Genomic DNA, 21,019 nt, shown 5'->3' on the forward strand with positions numbered 1-21,019 from the left:
ATGTCAAAAACAACTGATCAGACCGGCCGTGAGCTTGTCGCAGGCCTTGTCACTGATGGAATGACCCTGGCAGTTGGCGGCTTTGGCCTGTGTGGTGTGCCATATACCCTCATCGAAGGCGTGCGCGACTCCGGGGCAAAAGACCTCACCATCGTGTCCAACAACATGGGCATTGACGGTACTGGGCTCGGCATTCTGTTGGAGAACAAACAGGTGGCAAAGGTAGTGGCCTCCTACGTCGGCGAGAACAAGGAGTTTGCCCGCCAGTACCTCGAAGGAGAAATCGAGGTGGAGTTCACCCCTCAGGGAACTCTGGCTGAGCGGCTTCGCGCAGGGGGCGCAGGTATTCCGGCGTTCTACACCGCAACCGGCGTCGGCACGCTCGTTGCAGAGGGCAAGCCCCACGCCGACTTCGACGGGCAGACCTACGTGCAGGAGCGTGGCATCGTTGCCGACATTGGCCTGGTGCACGCCTACCACGGCGATATCGACGGCAACCTTGTCTATCGCCGGACCGCGCAGAACTTCAACCCACTGTGTGCAGCATCCGGCAGGGTGACCGTTGCGGAGGTGGAGCACTTGCTTGGCCGCGGTGAGATCGACCCGGATCTGGTGATGACTCCGGGTGTGCATATCCAGCACATCGTCCGCGGTGACGGCCGCGAGAAGCTCATTGAAAAGCGCACAACTCGGCAACGCAATACCGATTCCAGCCACGATGCCGGTGACGCGGCAGCAGGGGAGGAGATTTAAATGGCACCTGCGAAGACAATTATGGACAAGGGCTGGAGCCGTGACGAGATGGCACAGCAGGCCGCCGAAGAGCTGCGCGATGGCGACTATGTGAATCTGGGTATCGGCATTCCGACACTGGTGGCAAACCATATTCCCGAAGGTGTGCGTGTTCTGCTGCAGAGTGAAAACGGAATTTTGGGAATGGGCGCCTTCCCATATGAAGGTGAAGAGGACGCCGACCTTATCAATGCGGGTAAGCAGACCGTGACATTGGTGCCGGGCGCGGCAATCTTCGACTCCGCCACCAGCTTCGGCATGATTCGCGGCGGTGCTGTGAAAATGGCCGTGTTGGGTGCAATGGAGGTTAGCCAGTGCGGTGACCTGGCCAACTGGATGATTCCGGGAAAGATGGTAAAGGGCATGGGCGGCGCGATGGACTTAGTCGCTGGTACCCCTCGAGTGGTGGTTTTGACCGATCACGTTTCCAAAGATGGCAAACCAAAATTGGTAAAAGCCTGCGAACTGCCCCTCACAGGTGCAAAAGTAGTGAAAAGGATTATTAGCAACCTGGGAAGCTTCGATGTCGCTGATGATCACCTGGTGCTACGCAGGCTGGCACCTGGGGTGACGCTGGCCGATATCGAGGCCAACACCGAAGCCGCATACGTGGTTGACCTCGAGAATTAAATACGCAGCAATCATGGTCAGTCCACACTCATCAGATTTGACTTAGGAGAATCCATCCATGAGTAACCTTCCAGCTCCCAGCCCGAATGATGTCGTTATCCTCGCCGGTGCCCGCACCCCGCAGGGCAAGCTGCTCGGCCAGCTGGCACCGCTTACTTCCGTTGAACTCGGCGCACATGCTGTCAAGCACGCTGTCCAGCGTTCCGGCGTTGCCCCGGAAGAGGTTCAGCACGTCGTTCTGGGCCAGGTGATTCTCGCAGGTGCTGGCCAGAACCCGGCCCGACAGGTCGCCATTAAGGCAGGTCTGCCATGGAATACGACCGCTGAGATCGTTAACAAAGTCTGCCTCTCGGGCCTAAACGCGGTCATTCACGCCGCTCGCTTGATTCGTCTCGGTGATGCAGACGTCGTTGTTGCAGGTGGTCAGGAGTCCATGACGCACGCTCCGCACGTTGCACGCGGTGTTCGTCAGGGCAAGTCCTTCGGTGCGCTGAAGCTGGAGGACACCTTGGAGCGCGACGGTCTGGTCGACTCCTTCGATGGTGTGTCCATGGGTACGCTTACCGACGGTCCGAACAGCGACCTCGGCATTAGCCGCGAGCAGCAGGACGAGGTTGCGGCCGCTTCTCACCAGCGTGCGGCTAAGGCGCAGGAAGACGGTATTTTCGCGCAGGAAATCGCTCCAATCGAGATTCCGCAGCGCAAGGGTGACCCGGTAGTTGTCGACACCGACCAGGGCATTCGCCCGGAGACCACGGTGGAGACCCTGGCTAAGCTGCGCCCGGTCTTCCTGAAGGAAAACGGCACCATCACTGCCGGTAACTCCTCGCCGATTTCCGACGGTGCCGCAGCAGTTGTGCTGGCATCGCGTGCTTACGCAGAAAAGCACGGACTGGACTACCTCGCAGTTGTGGGCAAGGCTGGCCAGACCGCAGGTCCGGATAACTCCCTGCACGCTCAGCCTGCGGACTCTTTGAAGGAGGCCCTGCGTCGCGCTGAGTGGGACGCGCAGGAGCTCGACTTCATCGAGATCAACGAGGCATTTGGTGCGGTGGCCGTCAAGTCCCTGCGTGAGCTGGACTACCCGCTGGAGAAGACCAACATCCACGGTGGCGCGATTGCCCTCGGCCATCCGATTGGCTGCTCTGGTGCCCGCCTGACTCTGACCGCTGCGATGGAGCTGAACCGTCGCGGTTCGGGTCGCGCTGGTGTGTCCCTGTGCGGTGGCGGCGGTCAGGGCGATGCGCTGCTGCTGTACCGCGACTAATCGCGAAAGGCTGAAAAACTCAGCAAGCCCGCGTTGTGGTTTCCACTCTATGGATGCCACAACGCGGGTTTTGTTGTCTCCTGGGGGAGCCCCTGCGCGAAGGTGATTCGAGTTTTCAATTAGGTTAGGAGCTATGACAGGCTTTAGCTCCCTCGATGGTGAACAGACCTTCCCTTGGCTTCCCTCTGGCCCGGCGCTACTCTTCGCCCCGGCTGACCGTCCGGAACGTTTCCAGAAAGCTGCTGAACGATCGGACATGGTCATCATTGACCTGGAAGACGGCGCTGCCGTTGACAATCACGAGCAGGCACGTGCGAACATCATCAACAATCCGCTCGACCCGGAGACGACTATTCTTCGGATCACCGGTCCCGGGACTCCGACCTTCGCGGAGGATGTCGCCTTTGCCCGTGCATGTGATTACGACATCGTCATGGTGCCCAAGATTCGAGACTCCATCCCCGCAGAGCTCGGAGGGTTGAAGATCATCGCGATGATTGAAACCCCGCAGGCCATGATTAATATCCAGCAGATTGCCACGCACCCGGACGTTGTGGGTCTGTTCTGGGGTGCCGAAGACCTGACCGCCGAACTCGGTGGGGCGTCCTCGCGTCAGAGTGTGGATGAAAACCCTCGTCGCCATTACCGCGATCCGCAGCGATTGGCTCGTGCACTCGTTCAGGTGCATGCAGCTGCAGCGGGTATTGCCGCCATTGATGCCGTTCATACCGACTTTCGCGATGAGCGCGGCCAGTATCTAGAGGCTCTCGATGCCGTGGGCTGTGGTTTCTTGGCTACGGCCTGCATCCACCCGGCCATGGTGCCGCCGGTGCGCAAGGCATATAAGCCGTCGGACGCAACGCTCGCCCGCGCCCGGAAGATTGTCGATTACGCAGGTACGCACACTGGCGCCTTCCAGCTCGATGGCGAGATGATTGACGCGCCCGTCGTAAAGCAAGCGGTGGCAGCGCTCGCGCGTGCGGGAATTACGGAGTAACTAGCGACGGGATTTCGCCAGGTTCTCGGTGACCTTCCGGTCGATACGGCCGAAGTTGTAGTACGCAGCACAAGCGCCTTCGGGAGAGACCATGCAGGTGCCGATGGGGGTTGCCGGGGTGCAGGCGGTGCCGAAGACCGCGCATTGCCACGGCTTGATGTGGCCGGTGAGCACAGATCCGCATTCGCAGGTCACGGGGTCTGGGATACGGCGCCCCGGCACCTGGAAACGGCGCTCGGCGTCGAATGCTGCGTATTCCTCAGAGATGCCGAGGCCGGAGTTTTCAATCCAGCCGAGACCACGCCACTCGAAGGTGTCGCGGAGGGAAAAGACGCGGTCCATAAGTTTCTGCGCGGTGGTGTTGCCGGAGGAGCGCACAACGCGCGCGTACTGGTTGTCCACCCGCGACTTACCGGCAGCAACGTCGCCGCTGACGAATTGATCTAGCAGCATGACGACGGCCTGGAGCACATCCAATGGCTCAAAACCGGTGACAGCCACTGGCAGATTGAACTCGCGCGGCAGGAACTCAAAGGCGTCCGTGCCGGTGGTTGTAGCCACGTGACCTGGGCCGATGAAACCATCGACCTTGGTTTCGCCGCCGTTGACGATGGCGCGCAGTGGCGGCTCGATGAGTACGTGGTTGGAAAATCCGGAGAAGTTTTCCACTCCCTGCCGGCGCGCGGCCTCAATGGTCACGGCAGTCGACGGGGCGGTTGTCTCAAACCCAACGGCGAAGAAAACGACCTGCTTATCGGGGTTATCGGTGGCGATCTTCAGCGCGTCGAGAGGCGAGTAGACAAAGCGCACATCGGCGCCGCGCGCACGTGCCTGCATCAGCGACGTTTCGGACCCCGGCACGCGCATCATGTCGCCGAAGGTCGTGAAAATGACGTCTTCCTGCTGTGCCAGCCAAATGGCATCGTCGACGCGACCCATGGGGATGACGCAGACGGGGCAGCCGGGCCCGTGGATCAGCTCGATGTTTTCGGGTAGGAGGTTTTCCAAGCCGTAACGGTAAATGGTGTGCGTGTGCCCGCCACAGACTTCCATCAGCGCGATGGGCTTCTCCAGCTTGGTGGCCTCGCGTTCAATGCGTGCGAGCAGCTTCTTCGCAGCGGCGGGATCGCGGAATTCGTCAACGTATTTCATGGTGCCGTCCAGCCCCTCAGTTGATCTGTGACGATGAGAAGGATTCCAGCTCATCCTCGTAAGTGTCGCCGCCTAGCTGTTTGATTTGCTGGAGCGAAAGTCTGGCTTCTTCCTCGTCGATCTTGCTCATGGCGAAACCGACATGTACGAGAACCCAGTCACCGGCGGTGAGGTTCTCGTCAACAAGTAAATCGGTGGAAATCATGCGTGCGACGCCACCAATTTCCACTGTTGCACGGGCAGCATCGTGGACTTCTGTGATGACGGCAGGGACACCAAGACACATACGCTTCTCCTCGTTTGCAATACTTATCGAGACTACCATCAGAGGCAGCGAACCTCGTTTTCGAAGGACGAGTGACGTAAGCAGTTTTGTCCGCCACCAGCTGTGAAGTTAGGGATAGTGAGCATGCAGCCGAAGAATCGTCTGAACACCAACGAAGCCAAGGTAAACACCAATATTGGTCGCGTTCGGGCACGTCCGTTCAGGCTTCTCGACGACTACGTCACCTTGCAACACGGCTCCGGTGGAAAGGCCTCCGCAGCTCTGGTTGAACAGGTCTTTTTCGACGCCTATGGCAATGAAATTTTAGGGCAGGGTGGCGACTCCGGGCTGTTCGCTGCCGAAGCCGTCGTCGAGGCTGCGGCAGCTTCTGCACATGGTGGGGCGCGGTTGGCAATGTCCACCGACTCCTATGTGGTCAATCCCATCGAGTTCCCGGGCGGCAACATCGGGGATTTGGCCGTCAACGGCACGATTAACGATCTAGCGGTAGCTGGAGCCAGGCCCCTGGCGCTGACCGCATCGTTCATTCTGGAAGAGGGGCTGGAGATTGCGACTCTGCGCCGCATTGTGGCGAGTATGCGCGTCGCTGCCGATGCCGCAGGGGTGAGCATCGTCGCCGGCGACACCAAGGTTGTGCCGAAGGGCGCAGGTGACCAGGTCTACATCACCACGGCCGGGGTGGGCGTGGTCCGCGGCGACTACGCCGGTGCCGCTACGGAAGGATCTGTCTACGCAAACATCGAGGCCGGAGACCGCATCCTCGTCTCCGGTCCAATCGCCGATCACGGCATGGCCGTCATGCTCGCCCGCGGCGACTTGGCTCTGGCCGCGCCTATCGAGTCCGATACCCGTGCCGTCAACGGCCTGGTCGAGGCACTACTTGAAGCTGCCCCCGGCACTCGCTGGATGCGCGATGCCACCCGCGGCGGCCTCGGCACGGTCGCCAACGAGCTCGCCCGTGGCACCGGTCTTGGTGTCGTGCTTGACGACGAATCCATTGCAGTCCGTGACATGACCCGTGGCGCCTGTGACATGCTTGGCATCGATCCGCTCTACGTCGCCAATGAAGGTACCTTCGTCGCCGTTGTCCCCGCCGAGCAATCCGAGGCAGCGCTCAGTGCACTCCACGCAGCCGGGGCTTCCGAGGCTTGTGATATCGGCTCCATCGAGGACGAGCCCGCCGCTTCCGTGGTACTGGTCACCGGATTCGGTGGCACCCGCATGGTGGACATGTTGGTCGGCGACCCGCTGCCGCGCATCTGCTAGACATCCATGCCCGTTGCCGCCAGCAGGCGGCCGGCCACCGCCTGACCAAGACTCAATCCGCCATCGCCCGGCGGCACAATTTGATGCTGCAACAGAGTAATGCCCTCAGCTGCAACTTCGCGCCGCAGCAGCTCCATCAACAGCGCATTATTCGCGCAACCCCCGCTGACGCCGACAACATCGGTGCCGGCTTCCTCCGCAGCCTGCACCAATCGCTTGCCGACGACACCCGCGACCCCACCGTGAAACACAAATGCGGCCTGCTCAGCGTCAGGCGAAGCTACCGCCTCCCGAATGACGTCCTGGAAGGGCACTGGCTTGGTCTCTGAACTGACCGCTCCAAGCGCTTCCGCATGTGACCTCACGTAGCGAGTCGCCGCTGCCTCCAACTCCATGGCCGCTTGCGCCTCGTAGCTGATGGCTCCGCCACCGCGCCAGCGAGGAAGCAGCAGTGCTGCGGCGGCATCGAATATGCGGCCGAGAGAAGAAGTTTGCACTGTGCCAACTCCCGTCGCCAACTGGCTTTTAACCAGGGCTACTTCGCGCTCGTTGGAGAGATTGCGCAGGAGGTGGTCGTCGTCAAGCTCCCATGCGTGAGTGAGACCGAGGGCGAGCCTCCACGGGTGTGTGACGGCACGATCGCCGCCGACCAACGGGAAAGATGGGCAGTGCCAGGTGCGTTCCCAGTTTGCGGAACTGCGACTGAGCGTGAGGATCTCGCCGCCCCAGATGGTGCCATCAGTGCCGTAGCCGGTGCCGTCGAGGGTGGCGACGACGGCGCGACCCGCATTGGGGGAGAGGAGACGGTGCTCCGCGAGTAGGGAGAGCGCGTGTGCGAAGTGGTGCTGAACTGCGAGGAGTTCGATGTCGTGCTCGGCGGCGAAGCGTTCGGCGAAGGTGGTAGTGGCGTAGCCCGGATGAAGATCGCAGACGACAATTTTCGGGGTCGCATCGCGCATGGAAAGGAGCTGGTCAACTGCTCTCTGGTAGGCCTTCTGGCTGGCCCACGAACCCATGTCGCCAATGTGCGCAGAGACGTGAGCGAGGTCCCCATGCGCGATAGCGAAAGTGTTCTTCAGCTCTCCGCCGGTCGCGAAAATGGTGGGTTGGGACGTGCTCCGGGCGCTGGTGCCAGGGCCAGGGCCAGTGCCAGGGCCAGGGCCAGTGTGGCTACGAGAATCGGTGGGCGTGATTGAAACGGGGACGGGAGCGAAGCCGCGGGACCGGCGCGATGGGGCGGTGCCGATGAAAACCGAATCTTCAACGGGTACGTGGATTTCGCGGTCGTGGAGGATGAAAGCGTCGGCGATGTGACCGAGCTTCTTCAGCGCGTCGGCATTGTCGGTACAGACGGGCTCGCCACTGAGGTTGCCGCTGGTGACCACGAGCGGGCGATCGCAAAGCAGCAGGTGAATGCCTGAGTACGGAAGCATAATCCCGAAGCTGTCGAGGCCCGGTGCGATGAGATTGGAAAGCGGCCCCGACCGCTGCTTCGGTGCAATCACAATCGGTGCCTCAGGGGAGTCGAGGAAACGCTTCTCCTGCTCAGTTAACTCAACCAGTTGGGCAGCGGTGTCAACAGTGGGGGCCATTACCGCTAACGGTTTGTCGGGTCGACGTTTGCGCATCCGTAGTTTCTCGCAGGCAGCGTCATTGGTGGCATCGCAGACCAGGTGAAAACCACCAATACCTTTGACGGCGAGCAGGGCGCCGTCGTCAAGCAGTGCGTGTGCGCGACGAAAGAGCGCGAGAACCTCCTCGCGGGAGGTGGCGGTGGCGGTGCCGCCTGCATCGTGCCAGCTCAGACGCGGGCCACAGTCGAAGCAGCTGATTGGCTGAGCGTGATAGCGGCGGTCGGTGGGGTCGGTGTACTCGCGCTCGCACGGGGTGCACATCGGAAAGGCCGCCATAGTGGTGCGCGGGCGGTCGTAGGGCAGTTCAGTGATGATGGACAGGCGCGGTCCGCAGTTGGTGCAGGAGATGAAAGGGTAGAGGTAGCGCGGGTTGGTAGGGTCGAAAAACTCACGGCGGCAGTCCGGGCACAGTGCAGTGTCGGGCGGAAGCAGTGCGCGGCCGGAGTAGCTGTGGCGAGAGGGCACGATGGTGAACTCGCGCTCATGGCCCAGTGTCGCGATGTGCTCGGCGGAGTGATTGATGATGCGGGCAAGCGCCGGCAGTTCGGTGAAAAGCTGGCTGCGTAAGGCAGCGAGGGCGTCCGGTGGGCCTTCTACCTCGATGAATACGCCCTGCTCATCGTTGCCACAGAAGCCGACGAGACCCGCGCGCCGGGCGATGGTGGCGACAAAAGGGCGGAATCCGACCCCCTGGACGATACCTTCGATACGCCAGCGAATGCGTTGAATACTCGTACCCATCCCCGCCCCGGTCGCGCCTGCCTTTTCCATGCATTCAACTTTACGTAAGCGGCTCGGGTCCGTTCGCACTGCTAGTTTGGAGATTGTGCACGAAGTAGCGTTGAGCATGCAGTTAGCGAAGGTTGTCACGAGAGCAGCCGAAGGTCGAACTGTACGCACTGTGCACCTGCGGATAGGCGCTCTACGGCAGGTTGTGCCAGAAACCCTTTCATACGCGTGGGATTTCGTCAGTCACGATACCGGTTTGGGGGACGCGAAATTGGATATTGACTGGGTACCTGCGGTTGTCGAATGCGCGCACGGGCATCGCGAACAGGTGGGGCCACTCGATGGCCTGCTGTGCCCCACGTGCGGAAAGCCAGGACGCGTAATCTCGGGGGAAGAGTTCACAATCGTCGACATCGACGTCGACACGCACAAGTAGGAAAGACGGTTTTATCATGGGACGTTTCCACCGGCATGACGGCGATGACGCACACCACCATCACCACCATCATCATGACCACGACCATGACCACCATCACGGCCATGACCACGTTCATCTCGCCGATCCCGATGACACTAGCCACGGCGACCATTCGGGTTATGAAACCGGCGTGGAACGCGTGACCATCCTCGAGGACATCTTCAGCGAAAACGACCATCGCGCGGAGCATAATCGCGAGCTGCTTGCTGAACATGGCGTGGAAGCCATCAACCTGATGAGCTCCCCGGGCTCAGGCAAGACTGCGCTGTTGGAGAAGACACTGGCGGCTGCGCAGGGAAAGCTGCGCGTCGGCATTATCGAGGGTGATATTGAGACGGCTCTCGATGCCGACCGCCTGGAGGGTTACGGGGCACAGATTTCGCTGCTGAACACGGGCAACGGATTCGGTGGTGAATGCCACTTGGACGCCCCGATGGTCTCCCGCGCGCTCGAGGGGCTGGATTTGGCCACGCTTGACCTGGTCATGATTGAAAATGTGGGAAACCTTGTCTGTCCGGCTGAGTTTGAGGTCGGCGAGACTCGCAAGGCAATGGTCTACTCCATCACCGAGGGGGAGGATAAGCCGGTCAAGTACCCGGTGATGTTCCGCTCTGTACAGGTGGTGGTTATCAACAAGATGGACCTTGCCCCGTACCTTGACTTCGACATGGAGCTCTTCCGCGCCAACCTGGAAAAGGTCAATCCAGGCGTGAAGGTGATTGAGGTCTCCGCTAAGACCGGGGAGGGCATCGACGAATGGCTCCGTTGGGTCAACCCTGCGCTGGTTGATTAAGCGCGCGCCGGGGGCCGTCGTGAAGCAATGGGGGCGTCACGGCATGCTTGACGACGGCCCCGTTACCCCCCCCCTCGCTTCGCTCCACCTTAGTGGGGGATAGGTGATATCCCGCTGTAATCTGCGGCGGTTTTTCACGTTCACTACCTGTACCTGGAGCTATATTTACGCAACATTTATCTTGCATATTATTTTGTTATAACCGCAGCGCAGCACCATTATTCAGGTTGTTCTTAGGTCGCTATACTTGGCCATGTATAGGCAATGGGCCTTGGTAGTTGTAAAACCTCGAAACCAATATTCCTAATAACTAAGCAGAAGGCGCAGCGAAAAAATGATTAGTGGCGCGAATTGGCAGGAAGGGACCCTCGGCGAAAACCTCGCTAGAGCTGGTGTCTCACGGCGCAGTTTCATGAAGTTTTGTGGCACTATGGCGGCAATTTTTGCCGCCGGAACTCCGAATGTCGGTGAGGCTGCGGCGCAGTCACTGACTCCCTCGGCGGAGGAAATCGCAGATAAGCTCTCGGCTGTAAAGAAGCCGAAGGTGGCTTGGCTGCAGTTGCAGGAATGTACCGGATGTATGGAATCCGTATTGCGTTCCGGAGGCACCACTGCTGAAGATGTGGTGCTGAACCTGGTTTCGATGGACTACAACGAGCTGCTCATGGCACCGTCCGGGCATGCGGCTGAAAAGGCTTTGGACGACATGAATGCCGAGGATCACATTCTGGTGGTCAATGGCTCGATTCCGACCGGCGAGAACGGTGCGTACTGCACCATTGGCGGTAAGTCGGCAGAACAGGTGCTGCTCGAGGCTGCTGAGAAGGCCACGGCAATCCTGGCCGTTGGTGCCTGCGCAGTCTGGGGTTCTGTCCAGGCTGCTAAGCCGAATCCGACCGGTGCCAAGGGTGTCGATGAGATTATCAAGGACAAGCCGGTGATTAACGTCTCTGGTTGTCCGCCGATTGGTGAGGTGATTACGGCCACCCTGACGTACGTACTCACTTATGGCAAGACACCGGAGGTCGACGCTGAGGGGCGGCCAAAGTTTGCCTATGACCAGCGTATTCACGACTCCTGCCCGCGTCGCGCGCATTACGATGCCGGTCAGTTCGTGAAAACCTTCGACGACGAAGGCGCACGAAACGGCTGGTGCCTTTACGAGGTCGGCTGTAAGGGGCCATCCACGTTTAGCCCATGCCCAATCGTGCAGTGGAACCTTAAGTCCGGTTGGCCAATTGGTGCTGGTCACCCATGTATTGGCTGTACTGAGAAGGACTTCTTCGACCAGTTCACTCCGTTCTACGACAAGCTGCCGGGAATCCCGGGTATTGGAGTGGAGTCCAGCGTGAACACGGTCGGCGTTGGACTGCTGGCTGCCACTGCCGCAGGTGCCGCGGTCCATGGCGGACTCACACTGGTGAAGGAACTGAAGATAAGGCGCTCCAACGGCGAAGAAAAGGTGTTGGCTGCGTTTGGTGGTGTGGAAGGCCGGAAGCCACCGATGGTCGACCTTCCTTCAAACGCACCAGGCACGCAGAGCGAGACAGCATCCGATTCGAAGGACAACTAAGGGGGCATAGGACATGGCTACGGAAAAAGTTGTAATCGACCCGATTACCCGAATCGAGGGACACCTTCGCATTGAGCTGGAACGCGAGGGAGACCAGATCAAAACCGCGTGGAGTGAGACTACTCAGTTCCGCGGTATCGAAACCATTGTGAAAAACCGCGATCCTCGCGATGTCTGGGCATTCGTTGGTCGTATCTGTGGTGTGTGCACGGGTACTCACTCGGTGGCGTCCATTGCCGCTGTCGAAGATGCCATTGGCTCGACACCGCCCCCGCAGGCACGTCGTATTCGCGACCTGGTGATTGGCTCGCAGGAGATTCACGACCACGTCGTGCACTTCTACCATCTTCACGGTCTGGACTGGATTGATGTCACGAAGGCTCTCGAGGCAGATCCGAAGAAGACCGTTGAGTTCGCGCAGTCGATCGGCTCGACGTGGAAGGGCAACAACGAAGAAACCTTCGCCCGGGTCAAGGAGACCGTGCAGGGCATTGTGGACTCCGGCCAGCTGTCCATCTTCACCGGCGGCTACTGGGGACATGAGGACTACCGCTTGCCGCCTGAGGCCAACCTGATGGCAGTGTCGCACTACCTCGACGCCTTGGCTTTCCAGCGCTCTATCATCCGCATTAACACCGTCTTCGGCGGTAAGAATCCACACCCGAACTTCCTGGTCGGAGGCATGGCGTGCTCCATCGACCCGGAACGCTCTGAGACGGTCAACCAAGTCGGCATTGATCAGATCAAGTCCTGGATCGACGAGATTGTGGAGTTCGTCAATGACTGCTTCTACCCAGATGCAGTCGCCATCATGAGCGTTTACAAGGACTACTTCGACATCGGTCGCTCCTCCGACAGCTTCCTGGCGGTAGGCATGGCCGGCGCCACTTACTCCGGCGACCCGGCTAAGTCCCGTGTCCAGACCGTGCATCCAGACATCAAGCCCGGTGTCATTCTCGACGGTGACTACACCAAGCTCCACCCATTCCAGCCGGAAAAGATCGAGGAATTCATCAACTCCGCCTGGTATACGCAGGAAGCCGGCGATGATGTCGGCCTCAAGCCGTATGACGGCGAAACAACTGTGAACTACACCGGCCCGAAGCCGCCGTACGAGTGGTTGTCGGACAATGAAAAGTACACCTGGTCGAAGGCGCCGCGTTACGACGGTCGCGCTGTTCAAGTTGGCCCGGTTGCTCGTGTGCTGTTGGCATACCTGCAGAAGGAGCCGGAGACAATGCGCCTGGTCGACGAGGTCATGGATAAGCTCGACCTGCGCATTGAGCAGATGAACTCCACTGCGGGACGCACCTACGCACGTGCTGTGGAGTCTGTGACCACCGCCAATTACTTGGCAGATCACATTTTCCCGGAGTTCGTTGAGGCCCTGAAGAACGGCGACATCGATGTCTTCGACAACAGCCGTTGGGAGCCGACCACGTGGCCGGAAAAGTGCCAGGGCGTGGGCTTCCTCGAGGTCGCTCGTGGCATGCTCAGCCACTGGGTCAAAATTGAAAATGGCAAGGTGACCAACTACCAAGCCGTGGTTCCCACCACGTGGCTGGCCGGTGGCCGTGACTCGAAGGGGCAGCTTGGCCCATACGAGCACGCGCTGGCTGGCGATGGCACACATCCGCTGGTTGATCCCGAGCAGCCGCTTGAACCACTTCGCACGATTCATTCCTTCGATCCATGTATGGCCTGCGCAGTCCACATTTTGGATCCGGCTGGTCAGGAAATGTTTAAGGTGACGACGGCATGACACCCCCAGTGAGTGAAAATCCGGAACTGCGACTAAAAGATTCCAAGGGCAACCCCCTGGTTATTGCGGTTATTGACGCACACACCAGCCACTGGTTGTCGCCATCCGAGGTCATTCAGGCCGCAGCAATTGTCCCGGACGACTCCCGCGATCCTGTCGACCTTGCGCTAAAGGTCAGCTTGCGTCGTCGTCGTGACGATCTTTTCCACCTCGACGGCACGCCACTGATGAAACTGACCCCGGATTCCTACGACCCGGCGACGCCTGACCGCCGTTACTCCATTGCCAAGGTGCACGGCCTCAACATTGCGGATCAAACGGTCGATGTCGCCATCATGCGCGGTGAATTGAATGCGGTCGTTGAGGCATCCACGATGTCCCGTGAGGAAGGCGTTCTACTTCGTCGTAACGCGAACATGCATCATGGTCGCGGGCACCGCAGCATGGGCGTCGCGCTTGCGCCCATTGACAAAGACGGAAATATCATCGGAGAGTTCATCTTCGAAGGATTCGTGGCAATGGGGCTGCGGAAACTCGACGAGGCCATTGCGGAGAACAAGAAGGGCTCCGGTTCGTGGGTCGAGGTTCACCTGTGGGGATGGGCGCTGCGCGTTCAACATTGGTTGAACCTGGCGCTGATGTTGGTGATGACCTTTACTGGCTGGTACATCATGCAGCCCTATTTGACTGAGCGCACCTATGACGGCTCGGCCGCGGGATTCGCGATGGGATATGTCCGTTTCGCGCACTTCTTAGCCGGATTCCTATGGATCGCGGTGGGGCTATGGCGTGTCATTCTGCTGTTTGTTACCCACGACCGACAAACACGATGGCGTGCGCTATGGCCGATTTATAACAAGCAGGATGTTAAAGACCTCTGGCACACGATGCAGTACTACCTCTTCCTGCGCAAGGAAGGGCCGTTCTACTTCGCACACAATCCGCTGCAGCAGCTGGCGTACACCGGCATTTACGCGATGTGTTTCATCCAGATGCTCACAGGTTTGTCGCTATACGCGATGATGGACCAGTCCAACTGGTTCTTCCAGCTGTTGGCTATGCCCACGCACTGGATTGGCATCGGCTACTTCCGCCTGATTCACACAATCATCATGTACCTGATTTGGCTCTTCGCCATCATTCACGTCTACCTGGTTATCCGCTCTGATGCGGTACACAACCACGGTGGTCTGTCCTCGATGATTGGTGGCTCTGTCTGGCTACCGCGCGGCACGCAACCGGTTGACTCTCCACGCATTGGATAGGAGATCATTGGGTAACGATAAGGTGTCCGACGCAGTCACCGGTGCTGATGCTGGCACTCCGTTGGTGACGGTTCTTGGCATCGGCAACCCCGTCATGGGCGACGACGGCATTGGTCTCGAGCTGCTGAGGCGCCTTGCCCCAGAACTGGAATCTGCAGGCATGGGGCAGACAACGCAGGCCGGGGATTCTGCGCATCTGGTCTGGTCGCCCTCCAACCTCGATGATCCTGCGAACCTCGCCGGGCGAGGGGACGAATGGACGGGTGCGGTTGCCTACATCGATGGTGGCACCTGCGGTATGGAGTTGCTGCCCATCGTGCAGGAGGCCAAGAACCTATTGTTGCTCGACGCTCTCGCTGGTCCGGGGGATCCCGGTACCGTCGTCAAGCTCGTCGGTGACCAGATCCCTAGACTATTGGCGGCAAAGCTGTCCGCGCATCAGGTCGGCTTGCTGGATTTGCTCACCGCGGCGCGACTGCTGGGGCAGGAGCCTGAGCGCGTCGGTGTGGTGGGAGTGGTCTACGAGTCTGCCGACATGGTGGTGGGGCTCAGCAACACGGCACTTGGCGGCATTGAGGAGGCGACTGAGGTTGCGCGCGAGCTCATCGACAGCTGGCTTGCCGACGAGCGCGACAGTGACGTCTAACCCTCGCCCTCAGCGCTGACCTCAATACTGGAGATTTCAAACTCGCGGCCGTGCCGCAAATCCGCAGTTGGGGTGCCGCAGACAGGGCAGGTTAGAGCATAGAATTCATCAATTTCATGCTCAGCCTCGCAGGTGGGGCAGTAGACCGTCGAGACAATGAGCTCGGCATCTAACTCGGCGCCCTCACACTGCGTCGCGGCACTGGCCACAGGCCATGCGGCGATGAGGGAATCGTAGACGACCCCGGAGCGGTCGCCCACACGCATTGACACCTTTGTCACGGTACGTCCCGGGCAGACCTCGGCAATCTTTTCCACCACGCTGGTCAACAATCCAAGCTCATGCACAGATACCATTATGGCGAAGCACTCAGCGCGAAGGAGGCGCAGGCGGACCATGTCATCCAAATCCGTTCCGGTTACCCAGCACATCCAGCTCGATGAGCTTGTTGACCCATTCGAGGCACGACTGGATGTCTATCGCGATGACAACGGCGCCATCACACAGGTGTCCTTCGACCTTTCAGGGCTGCCGCGTATCGACGGGATGCTCGTGGGCAAGCAGGCATTAGATGTGCCAGATATCACCAAGCGGCTGTGTGGCCTGTGCCCGGTTGTGCATCATCTTGCAGGTGTACGGGCGGTGGAGGACCTCTACGGGATTTCCGATATTCCCCGCACCGCACAGTTGATTCGAGAGCTGCTGGCGGCCGGGTCGACCTTGGATAATCTAGCGACCAAGTTTGTGGCCGCCGACCGCGAGGGGGCGCGGGCAATGAAGCGTGCGGGAAAAGCTCTGATGCGTGCAGCGGGGGCACCGTCGCACTTCCCGGATGTCGCCGTCCCCGGCGGTGTGCGCGCGGCAGTGGATAAGACGCTTGTTTCTGAGGCCGAAAGTGCTCTGGAGGCGCTGGCTGAGACGGCGGTAATCAAGGAAGTGGAGCTTCTTGCCGCCCCCGATGCTTCTGGTGCTTGGACGGATACTTTTGACGGTCTCGACGTCGCAGTCGTCGACGCTGACGGTGAACTTGCTCCGCTGGGAAATTACCTGGCAGTCGCGCGGCACGACACCGATACCGCAGCGCAGATTTTCCCGGCTGCTGATTGGCCTACACGTGTTCGGGAATCCCGTCCGGGCGATGCCGCTCCCAGGCCGGTGTTTGATGCCTCGAAGGAGCTGGGCAAGGATGGTTGTGAAGGTCAGCGGGCAGATTTTTACCGGGTGGGGCCGGTCTCCAGGCAGGTTGTCGTCGATAAGCGTGGAATCAGCCCACGCGACGCCCAACGCCAGCTTCTCGCCGACACCGTGGCCTGGGCGAAGCGGGTGCTTGCCGACGGGGAGCTGCTCGGCGACCATGTGTGCAATCCGAATGCTGCGACGGCGATTGAGAATGCTGACTTTGAAGAACCTCGCAGCGGTGTCGGGATGATTGACGGGCCACGTGGGCTGTTAGTGCATCGTTATACGGCAGGAGCTGACGGCATCATTACGGATTGTCAGATTATGACACCGACTGCGCAGAATGAACCCTGGCTGACGCGTATGCTTACCGAGCAGCTGTGCGGTGGCGGGGAGACTGCGGGGGTCGAGAAGTCGATTTGGGCCGCTGATCCGTGCCTACCGTGTAGTTCGGTACCTGCGGGAGTGATGACATTCACGATGCAGGAACATGCCGGTGCACCTGCGGACAATATAACAACGGATAGCCCTGGTTCGGCGGACGCCCCGACTGTAGTGGAGAGGACGAAGTAACACGATGTGTCTTGGAATTCCTGCCCGGGTTTTGGCAATCGCCGATGGTCCATTGCCGATGGCGACGGTGGATATGGCGGGGCAGAAGCGGCAATGCTCGGCAATGTACGTGCCTGAGCTGGTGGCAGGTGATTGGGTGTTCGTCCAGAACGGGTTCATCATGAACGTGCTGGACGAACAGGAGGCCAAGGAGGCCTTGGCCGCAATTGAGGAATATAACCTCATCGAACATGTCGCTGAGGTCTCCCCGAAGGGACGGGCCTAGTTCACGCAGGTCACGCCGGCGGCGTCGATAGCGGGGCGATCTTCCTGCGGAATTGCCCCGCCTTCCTGGCCGATGACATCGCCATTGGAACCATCTTCGACTTCAGGCGCGGGTTCGGCACCGTCGCCCGAATCAGCGGCCATTCCCTCTGATGTCAATCCCGGGCCTTCGTAGTCACCGGCAATTGTCACTGAGATGTGGTGCGGATCGAGGTATGGATCGTGGACAATCGGTACGCCACCGAGTGCTTCAGAGATGGCCTGCGCTGCCGGATCCTCTGGGTCAGCCGCATTGATCTGGCTGGAGGCAACGCCGGCGAACTCAGCGTTGCCGACCTCTCCCTGGGTGTAGCCCTTTTCCGTTAAGAAGCCTGAGACACCGCTGGCCAAACCTTCAATGCCTGTGGCGTTGTAAACGCTGACTGTAGTTTCAGCCGCGTTGGGGTCAGCCTTCTTTTCGTCTTCTTCCTTCGCCGGAGCTTTTTCTTCCTTGGTGCCCAGCAGGGTCTCGAAGTACTTGTGAACCTGGCCCTTATCGATTGTGACCACCGACTCGCCATAGTCACCGACACCGTCAATCGAGGTCACCGGGATAGTTTCAAACTTCACGTTGCCACCACTGAGGCCCTGCATCTGGGTGGCAAATCCGGTGACATCCCAGTTGTCGTCGAGCACCACCGAGCGCTGGACGGCGTTGCCCAGTTCAGACAGCTTCGCGGGATTAGACAGCGTGCCAGCGCCGAGCAGCTTATTGGTGAACGAGGCCATGAAGACCTGCTGGCGAGTAATTCGGTCGAGGTCACCGCGGGGCAGGCCGTGGCGCTGGCGGACGAATGAGAGCGCGTCGGCACCCTTCAACGTCTGTGAGCCCGCTGGGAAATCTGCACCCGAGAACTCGTCGTAGACAGCCTCATTCAGACATACATCGACACCGCCGATGGCGTCGGTGAGCAGGACGAAGCCGAGCAGGCCAACTTCTGCGTAGTGGTCAACGGTGATACCGCTGAGGTCGCTAATGGTTTCAATCAGAGCTCTGCGCCCGGCCTCAGTCGAGCGACGCTCAATATCTTCCGGCGAGGCCCCGCTTCCTGCGAGTTCCTCTTCCACCATTTGCTTTGTGTTGCCGTAGACACCATTAATCTTTGTGTTGCCTAGACGATTGGTGTGGACATAGGTATCGCGCGGAATGGAAATTGCCGTCGCTGAAGAACCATCGGCAGGAACACGAATCACAATAATCGTGTCTGTATTCGTGGCTTCTTCGTCGCCGGCACGCAGAAGCTCAACTTCTTCCGGAGTCAGCGGGTTGCCCTGGGCATCGGTGCGGGAGTCGGAGCCGACGAGCAGAATATCGGTTGCACCGTCCTTCTCACTGCCTAGACCGAAGTCGCCACCCGAACCCAAGTTGTCGGTGGTCCTACCAAGTGTCCACCAGCCAACTGCGGAAATAACCAGGATAATGGCTGAGAGCAGCACAAGCGCATTGCGCAGCATCGGCGGCCAAGCTTGGGCTGTACTCTCTGCAGAGGACGGTGGCGCTTGAATATCGCGTGCGTGACGCGCGCGTGGCGTGTGGCTGCTCAAACCGGGGCTCCTCTTAAACCGTTTTTCGAAAATATAATTTGTGCTGCATGTCTGCGTGGGCATTCCACACATCGTGGAGGGCAGTAAGCGGCTGCGGAAACTACATAAACCTTAACCGTCCAACCGTGTGCGGTTGCACCTCAACACAGTGTCAATCCGTATCCGGTTACACCTCAACACAGTGTCAATCGTATCTACGATAGTGATAAAGAAGAATATGTCCGAAATTTCAGTCTCGCATTTCGCCACTCCTGGACCAACCCACAGCAACTCGCGGCGTCCCATTGTCGCCATAACTGGTGCGGCGGGACAGCTGGGTACTGCGCTTCAGTGTGATCCTTTTGCCGCCGATGTTGAGGTGCGCGCTCTCACTCGGGCACAGTTGGATATCACTGATTCGGCTGCTGTGGAGGCAACGCCTCTGCTTGACGACGTCGACATCATCATTAACGCGGCAGCGGCGACCGATGTCGATGGCGCAGAATCCGATCCCGGTTCGGCGCACCTTATCAATGCACTTGGACCGAAGTACTTGGCGGCTCGGGCGAAAAAGGAAGACGCGTATCTCATTCACATCTCCACCGACTATGTCTTTGGTGATGTAGCAATCGATGAGATGACGGGGCAGCGTCGAGCGCTGCGAGTTGATGATTTCACCGCGCCTCGGACTATGTACGGACGTACCAAGTTAGTGGGGGAGAGTAATGTGCATGATTCGGGTGCGCGTTTCGCTATTTTGCGCACGGCGTGGGTCTGGTCGGGGCCCACACAGCCGGAGGCCAAGGACTTCGTTTCCACGATGATTCGTCTGGCAGAGACGGCGACTGACGACCAGGGCAACCCGGCAATTATTAAGGTCGTTGACGATCAGCACGGTAACCCCACCTTTGTTGGTGATCTCGCCGGGGCTATCTGGGAGTTGTCCGAACGTGTGTTGTCTGAACCGAGCAGCGCACCGACCGGCACCTTCCATGTCACGGGCAGCGGTGAGGCGACATGGTTCGAGGTGGCTCGCGAAGTGTTTCGGCTCACCGGTCACGATCCGCAGCGTGTGGTGGCTTGTACCAGCAGTGAGTTCCCACGTCCGGCCCCACGTCCGGCCTGGTCCGTGTTGGATGGTTCGGCATGGAGTGAGGTAGGTCTACATGCACTTCCGGAGTGGCAGGACACTTTGCGAGCAGTCCTGACCTAGGGTCTAGGTTTGTGATTGAAACCTCGAATTCCCCGCAACCCTCGCAGCTTCCGCTCGGTGTGGTCACCGTGACCTTTTCGCCCGGTGAGCACCTGAGCAAGCTGGTGGATTCGCTGGGCCCCGCCGCCAGTGCCTCCACGCGTCTGATTATGGCCGACAACGGCTCGACGGATGGTTCCGTGGAGAAGGAAGAAGCTCGGGCCAAGGAGACCGGAGCGGATGTTCAGCTTCTGCGCACCGGCGGCAACATTGGCTATGGCGCGGCCGCCAACCGTGGCATTGCGGAGCTGGGGCGGGCTCGCCGTGCTGGTGAAATCAATCCTGATTACGTCATGCTGGTCAACCCTGACGTGGTGTTTGCCCCTGGCGCAATCGATGTTCTGTTGGAATGCGCGCAGCGCAATCCCAAAGCTGGAGCGATTGGTCCGCTGATTCGCGAGGCGGATGGCAGCGTGTACCCGTCGGCACGCGCGGTTCCTAAACTTGTCAGCGGTATCGGACACGCGCTGCTTGCCGATATCTGGCCTACTAACCCTTTCTCACGTCACTACCGGGATGACACGGATATGGATCGTGAGCGATCGGCGGGATGGTTGTCGGGCGCATGCCTGCTGCTGCGGTGGGATGCGTTCGACCAGATTGATGGCTTTGATACCCGCTACTTCATGTACATGGAGGACGTGGATTTGGGTGACCGACTGGGCAAGGCCGGTTGGAGCAATGTTTTCTGTCCCCGTGCAGAGATACGTCACGCGCAGGGACATTCTGCCAGTAAGCACCCGGAAATTACCGTAAAGGCCCATCACGAGTCGGCATACCGTTTTATGTCAGATCGCCTGCCGGGGCCGGCGCTGGCACCTGTGCGACTGGCATTGCGTTTGGGGCTGTTCCTGCGTGGCAAAGTCATAATCGCGGTCAAAAAGCGTAGGAATTAATTAACTGTTGGAATGATCCATC

20 protein-coding genes are annotated in these 21,019 nt (G+C 59.5%); 15 read left to right on the forward strand and 5 right to left on the reverse strand.

Annotated features, from left to right (window positions below):
* The 4 genes from HMPREF2751_RS10045 (at nucleotide 1) to HMPREF2751_RS10060 (ending at nucleotide 3,686) form a co-directional block, all read left to right on the forward strand.
* Nucleotides 1-753, forward strand: coding sequence for a CoA transferase subunit A (locus HMPREF2751_RS10045; RefSeq protein WP_049172764.1), 753 nt, complete (start codon nucleotides 1-3; stop codon nucleotides 751-753).
* Nucleotides 754-1,422 carry a CoA transferase subunit B gene (locus HMPREF2751_RS10050; RefSeq protein WP_005509864.1) on the forward strand — a complete coding sequence of 223 codons (669 nt, stop codon included), beginning with the start codon at nucleotides 754-756 and terminating at the stop codon, nucleotides 1,420-1,422.
* A gap of 58 nt (nucleotides 1,423-1,480) precedes the next feature.
* Entirely contained in the window at nucleotides 1,481-2,689 is a 1,209-nt protein-coding gene (locus HMPREF2751_RS10055; RefSeq protein ID WP_038627863.1) for an acetyl-CoA C-acetyltransferase, read from the forward strand.
* 133 nt (nucleotides 2,690-2,822) lie between these two features.
* Entirely contained in the window at nucleotides 2,823-3,686 is an 864-nt protein-coding gene (locus tag HMPREF2751_RS10060) for an HpcH/HpaI aldolase/citrate lyase family protein (RefSeq protein ID WP_070595955.1), read from the forward strand.
* Here HMPREF2751_RS10060 and hypD read toward each other — a convergent pair whose 3' ends face one another.
* Nucleotides 3,687-4,838, reverse strand: a complete 1,152-nt coding sequence (hypD, locus tag HMPREF2751_RS10065) for a hydrogenase formation protein HypD (RefSeq protein ID WP_070595956.1) — start codon at nucleotides 4,836-4,838, stop codon at nucleotides 3,687-3,689.
* Between the two features lie 16 nt (nucleotides 4,839-4,854).
* Nucleotides 4,855-5,124, reverse strand: coding sequence for a HypC/HybG/HupF family hydrogenase formation chaperone (locus tag HMPREF2751_RS10070; protein WP_049172773.1), 270 nt, complete (start codon nucleotides 5,122-5,124; stop codon nucleotides 4,855-4,857).
* Nucleotides 5,125-5,247: 123 nt separating this feature from the next.
* Here HMPREF2751_RS10070 and hypE point away from each other — a divergent pair, with 123 nt between their 5' ends.
* Nucleotides 5,248-6,390: a hydrogenase expression/formation protein HypE gene (gene hypE, locus HMPREF2751_RS10075; RefSeq protein WP_070595957.1), complete on the forward strand. Its 1,143-nt coding sequence runs from the start codon at nucleotides 5,248-5,250 to the stop codon at nucleotides 6,388-6,390.
* Here hypE and HMPREF2751_RS10080 read toward each other — a convergent pair.
* The gene (locus HMPREF2751_RS10080; protein WP_083304443.1) at nucleotides 6,387-8,795 is read right to left on the reverse strand and encodes a carbamoyltransferase HypF; all 2,409 of its coding nucleotides are present in this window, start codon (nucleotides 8,793-8,795) and stop codon (nucleotides 6,387-6,389) included. The genes hypE and HMPREF2751_RS10080 overlap by 4 nt on opposite strands.
* A 76-nt stretch (nucleotides 8,796-8,871) precedes the next feature.
* Here HMPREF2751_RS10080 and HMPREF2751_RS10085 point away from each other — a divergent pair, with 76 nt between their 5' ends.
* The 6 genes from HMPREF2751_RS10085 to HMPREF2751_RS10110 all read left to right on the forward strand — a co-directional run bounded on the left by HMPREF2751_RS10085 (nucleotide 8,872) and on the right by HMPREF2751_RS10110 (nucleotide 15,270).
* Nucleotides 8,872-9,189 (forward strand): hydrogenase maturation nickel metallochaperone HypA, encoded by a 318-nt coding sequence (locus HMPREF2751_RS10085; protein ID WP_246816251.1) that lies wholly within the window; start codon nucleotides 8,872-8,874, stop codon nucleotides 9,187-9,189.
* A 16-nt stretch (nucleotides 9,190-9,205) separates the two neighbouring features.
* Entirely contained in the window at nucleotides 9,206-10,024 is an 819-nt protein-coding gene (gene hypB / locus HMPREF2751_RS10090) for a hydrogenase nickel incorporation protein HypB (RefSeq protein WP_070566216.1), read from the forward strand.
* Nucleotides 10,025-10,358: 334 nt separating this feature from the next.
* Nucleotides 10,359-11,597: a hydrogenase small subunit gene (locus HMPREF2751_RS10095; RefSeq protein WP_016422185.1), complete on the forward strand. Its 1,239-nt coding sequence runs from the start codon at nucleotides 10,359-10,361 to the stop codon at nucleotides 11,595-11,597.
* A gap of 13 nt (nucleotides 11,598-11,610) precedes the next feature.
* On the forward strand, nucleotides 11,611-13,359 hold the full coding sequence (locus HMPREF2751_RS10100) for a nickel-dependent hydrogenase large subunit (RefSeq protein WP_049193295.1): 1,749 nt from the start codon (nucleotides 11,611-11,613) through the stop codon (nucleotides 13,357-13,359).
* Nucleotides 13,356-14,624 carry a Ni/Fe-hydrogenase, b-type cytochrome subunit gene (gene cybH / locus HMPREF2751_RS10105; protein WP_016422187.1) on the forward strand — a complete coding sequence of 423 codons (1,269 nt, stop codon included), beginning with the start codon at nucleotides 13,356-13,358 and terminating at the stop codon, nucleotides 14,622-14,624. The genes HMPREF2751_RS10100 and cybH overlap by 4 nt, the downstream gene beginning before the upstream one ends.
* Nucleotides 14,625-14,685: 61 nt before the next feature.
* Entirely contained in the window at nucleotides 14,686-15,270 is a 585-nt protein-coding gene (locus HMPREF2751_RS10110; protein ID WP_049191165.1) for a hydrogenase maturation protease, read from the forward strand.
* Here HMPREF2751_RS10110 and HMPREF2751_RS10115 read toward each other — a convergent pair.
* The gene (locus HMPREF2751_RS10115; RefSeq protein WP_172954599.1) at nucleotides 15,267-15,626 is read right to left on the reverse strand and encodes a hydrogenase maturation nickel metallochaperone HypA/HybF; all 360 of its coding nucleotides are present in this window, start codon (nucleotides 15,624-15,626) and stop codon (nucleotides 15,267-15,269) included. The two genes, HMPREF2751_RS10110 and HMPREF2751_RS10115, sit on opposite strands and share 4 nt — an antisense overlap.
* A gap of 40 nt (nucleotides 15,627-15,666) precedes the next feature.
* On the opposite strand from HMPREF2751_RS10115, the gene HMPREF2751_RS10120 reads away from it, so the two are divergent.
* Complete coding sequence (locus HMPREF2751_RS10120) at nucleotides 15,667-17,022, forward strand: nickel-dependent hydrogenase large subunit (RefSeq protein ID WP_069359447.1); 1,356 nt, start codon at nucleotides 15,667-15,669, stop codon at nucleotides 17,020-17,022.
* Between the two features lie 4 nt (nucleotides 17,023-17,026).
* Nucleotides 17,027-17,287, forward strand: a complete 261-nt coding sequence (locus HMPREF2751_RS10125) for a HypC/HybG/HupF family hydrogenase formation chaperone (RefSeq protein ID WP_016422191.1) — start codon at nucleotides 17,027-17,029, stop codon at nucleotides 17,285-17,287.
* Here HMPREF2751_RS10125 and HMPREF2751_RS10130 read toward each other — a convergent pair.
* On the reverse strand, nucleotides 17,284-18,870 hold the full coding sequence (locus tag HMPREF2751_RS10130; RefSeq protein ID WP_048731647.1) for an LCP family protein: 1,587 nt from the start codon (nucleotides 18,868-18,870) through the stop codon (nucleotides 17,284-17,286). The genes HMPREF2751_RS10125 and HMPREF2751_RS10130 overlap by 4 nt on opposite strands.
* A 217-nt stretch (nucleotides 18,871-19,087) precedes the next feature.
* On the opposite strand from HMPREF2751_RS10130, the gene rfbD reads away from it, so the two are divergent.
* Together rfbD and HMPREF2751_RS10140 are read left to right on the forward strand one after the other, a co-directional pair.
* Nucleotides 19,088-20,062, forward strand: a complete 975-nt coding sequence (gene rfbD, locus HMPREF2751_RS10135) for a dTDP-4-dehydrorhamnose reductase (protein ID WP_016422193.1) — start codon at nucleotides 19,088-19,090, stop codon at nucleotides 20,060-20,062.
* Between the two features lie 11 nt (nucleotides 20,063-20,073).
* Complete coding sequence (locus tag HMPREF2751_RS10140) at nucleotides 20,074-20,997, forward strand: glycosyltransferase family 2 protein (protein ID WP_069359449.1); 924 nt, start codon at nucleotides 20,074-20,076, stop codon at nucleotides 20,995-20,997.
* Nucleotides 20,998-21,019: the final 22 nt, after the last annotated feature.

Source organism: Corynebacterium sp. HMSC063G05 (assembly GCF_001810555.1).
Classification (GTDB): Bacteria; Actinomycetota; Actinomycetes; order Mycobacteriales; family Mycobacteriaceae; genus Corynebacterium; species Corynebacterium jeikeium_D.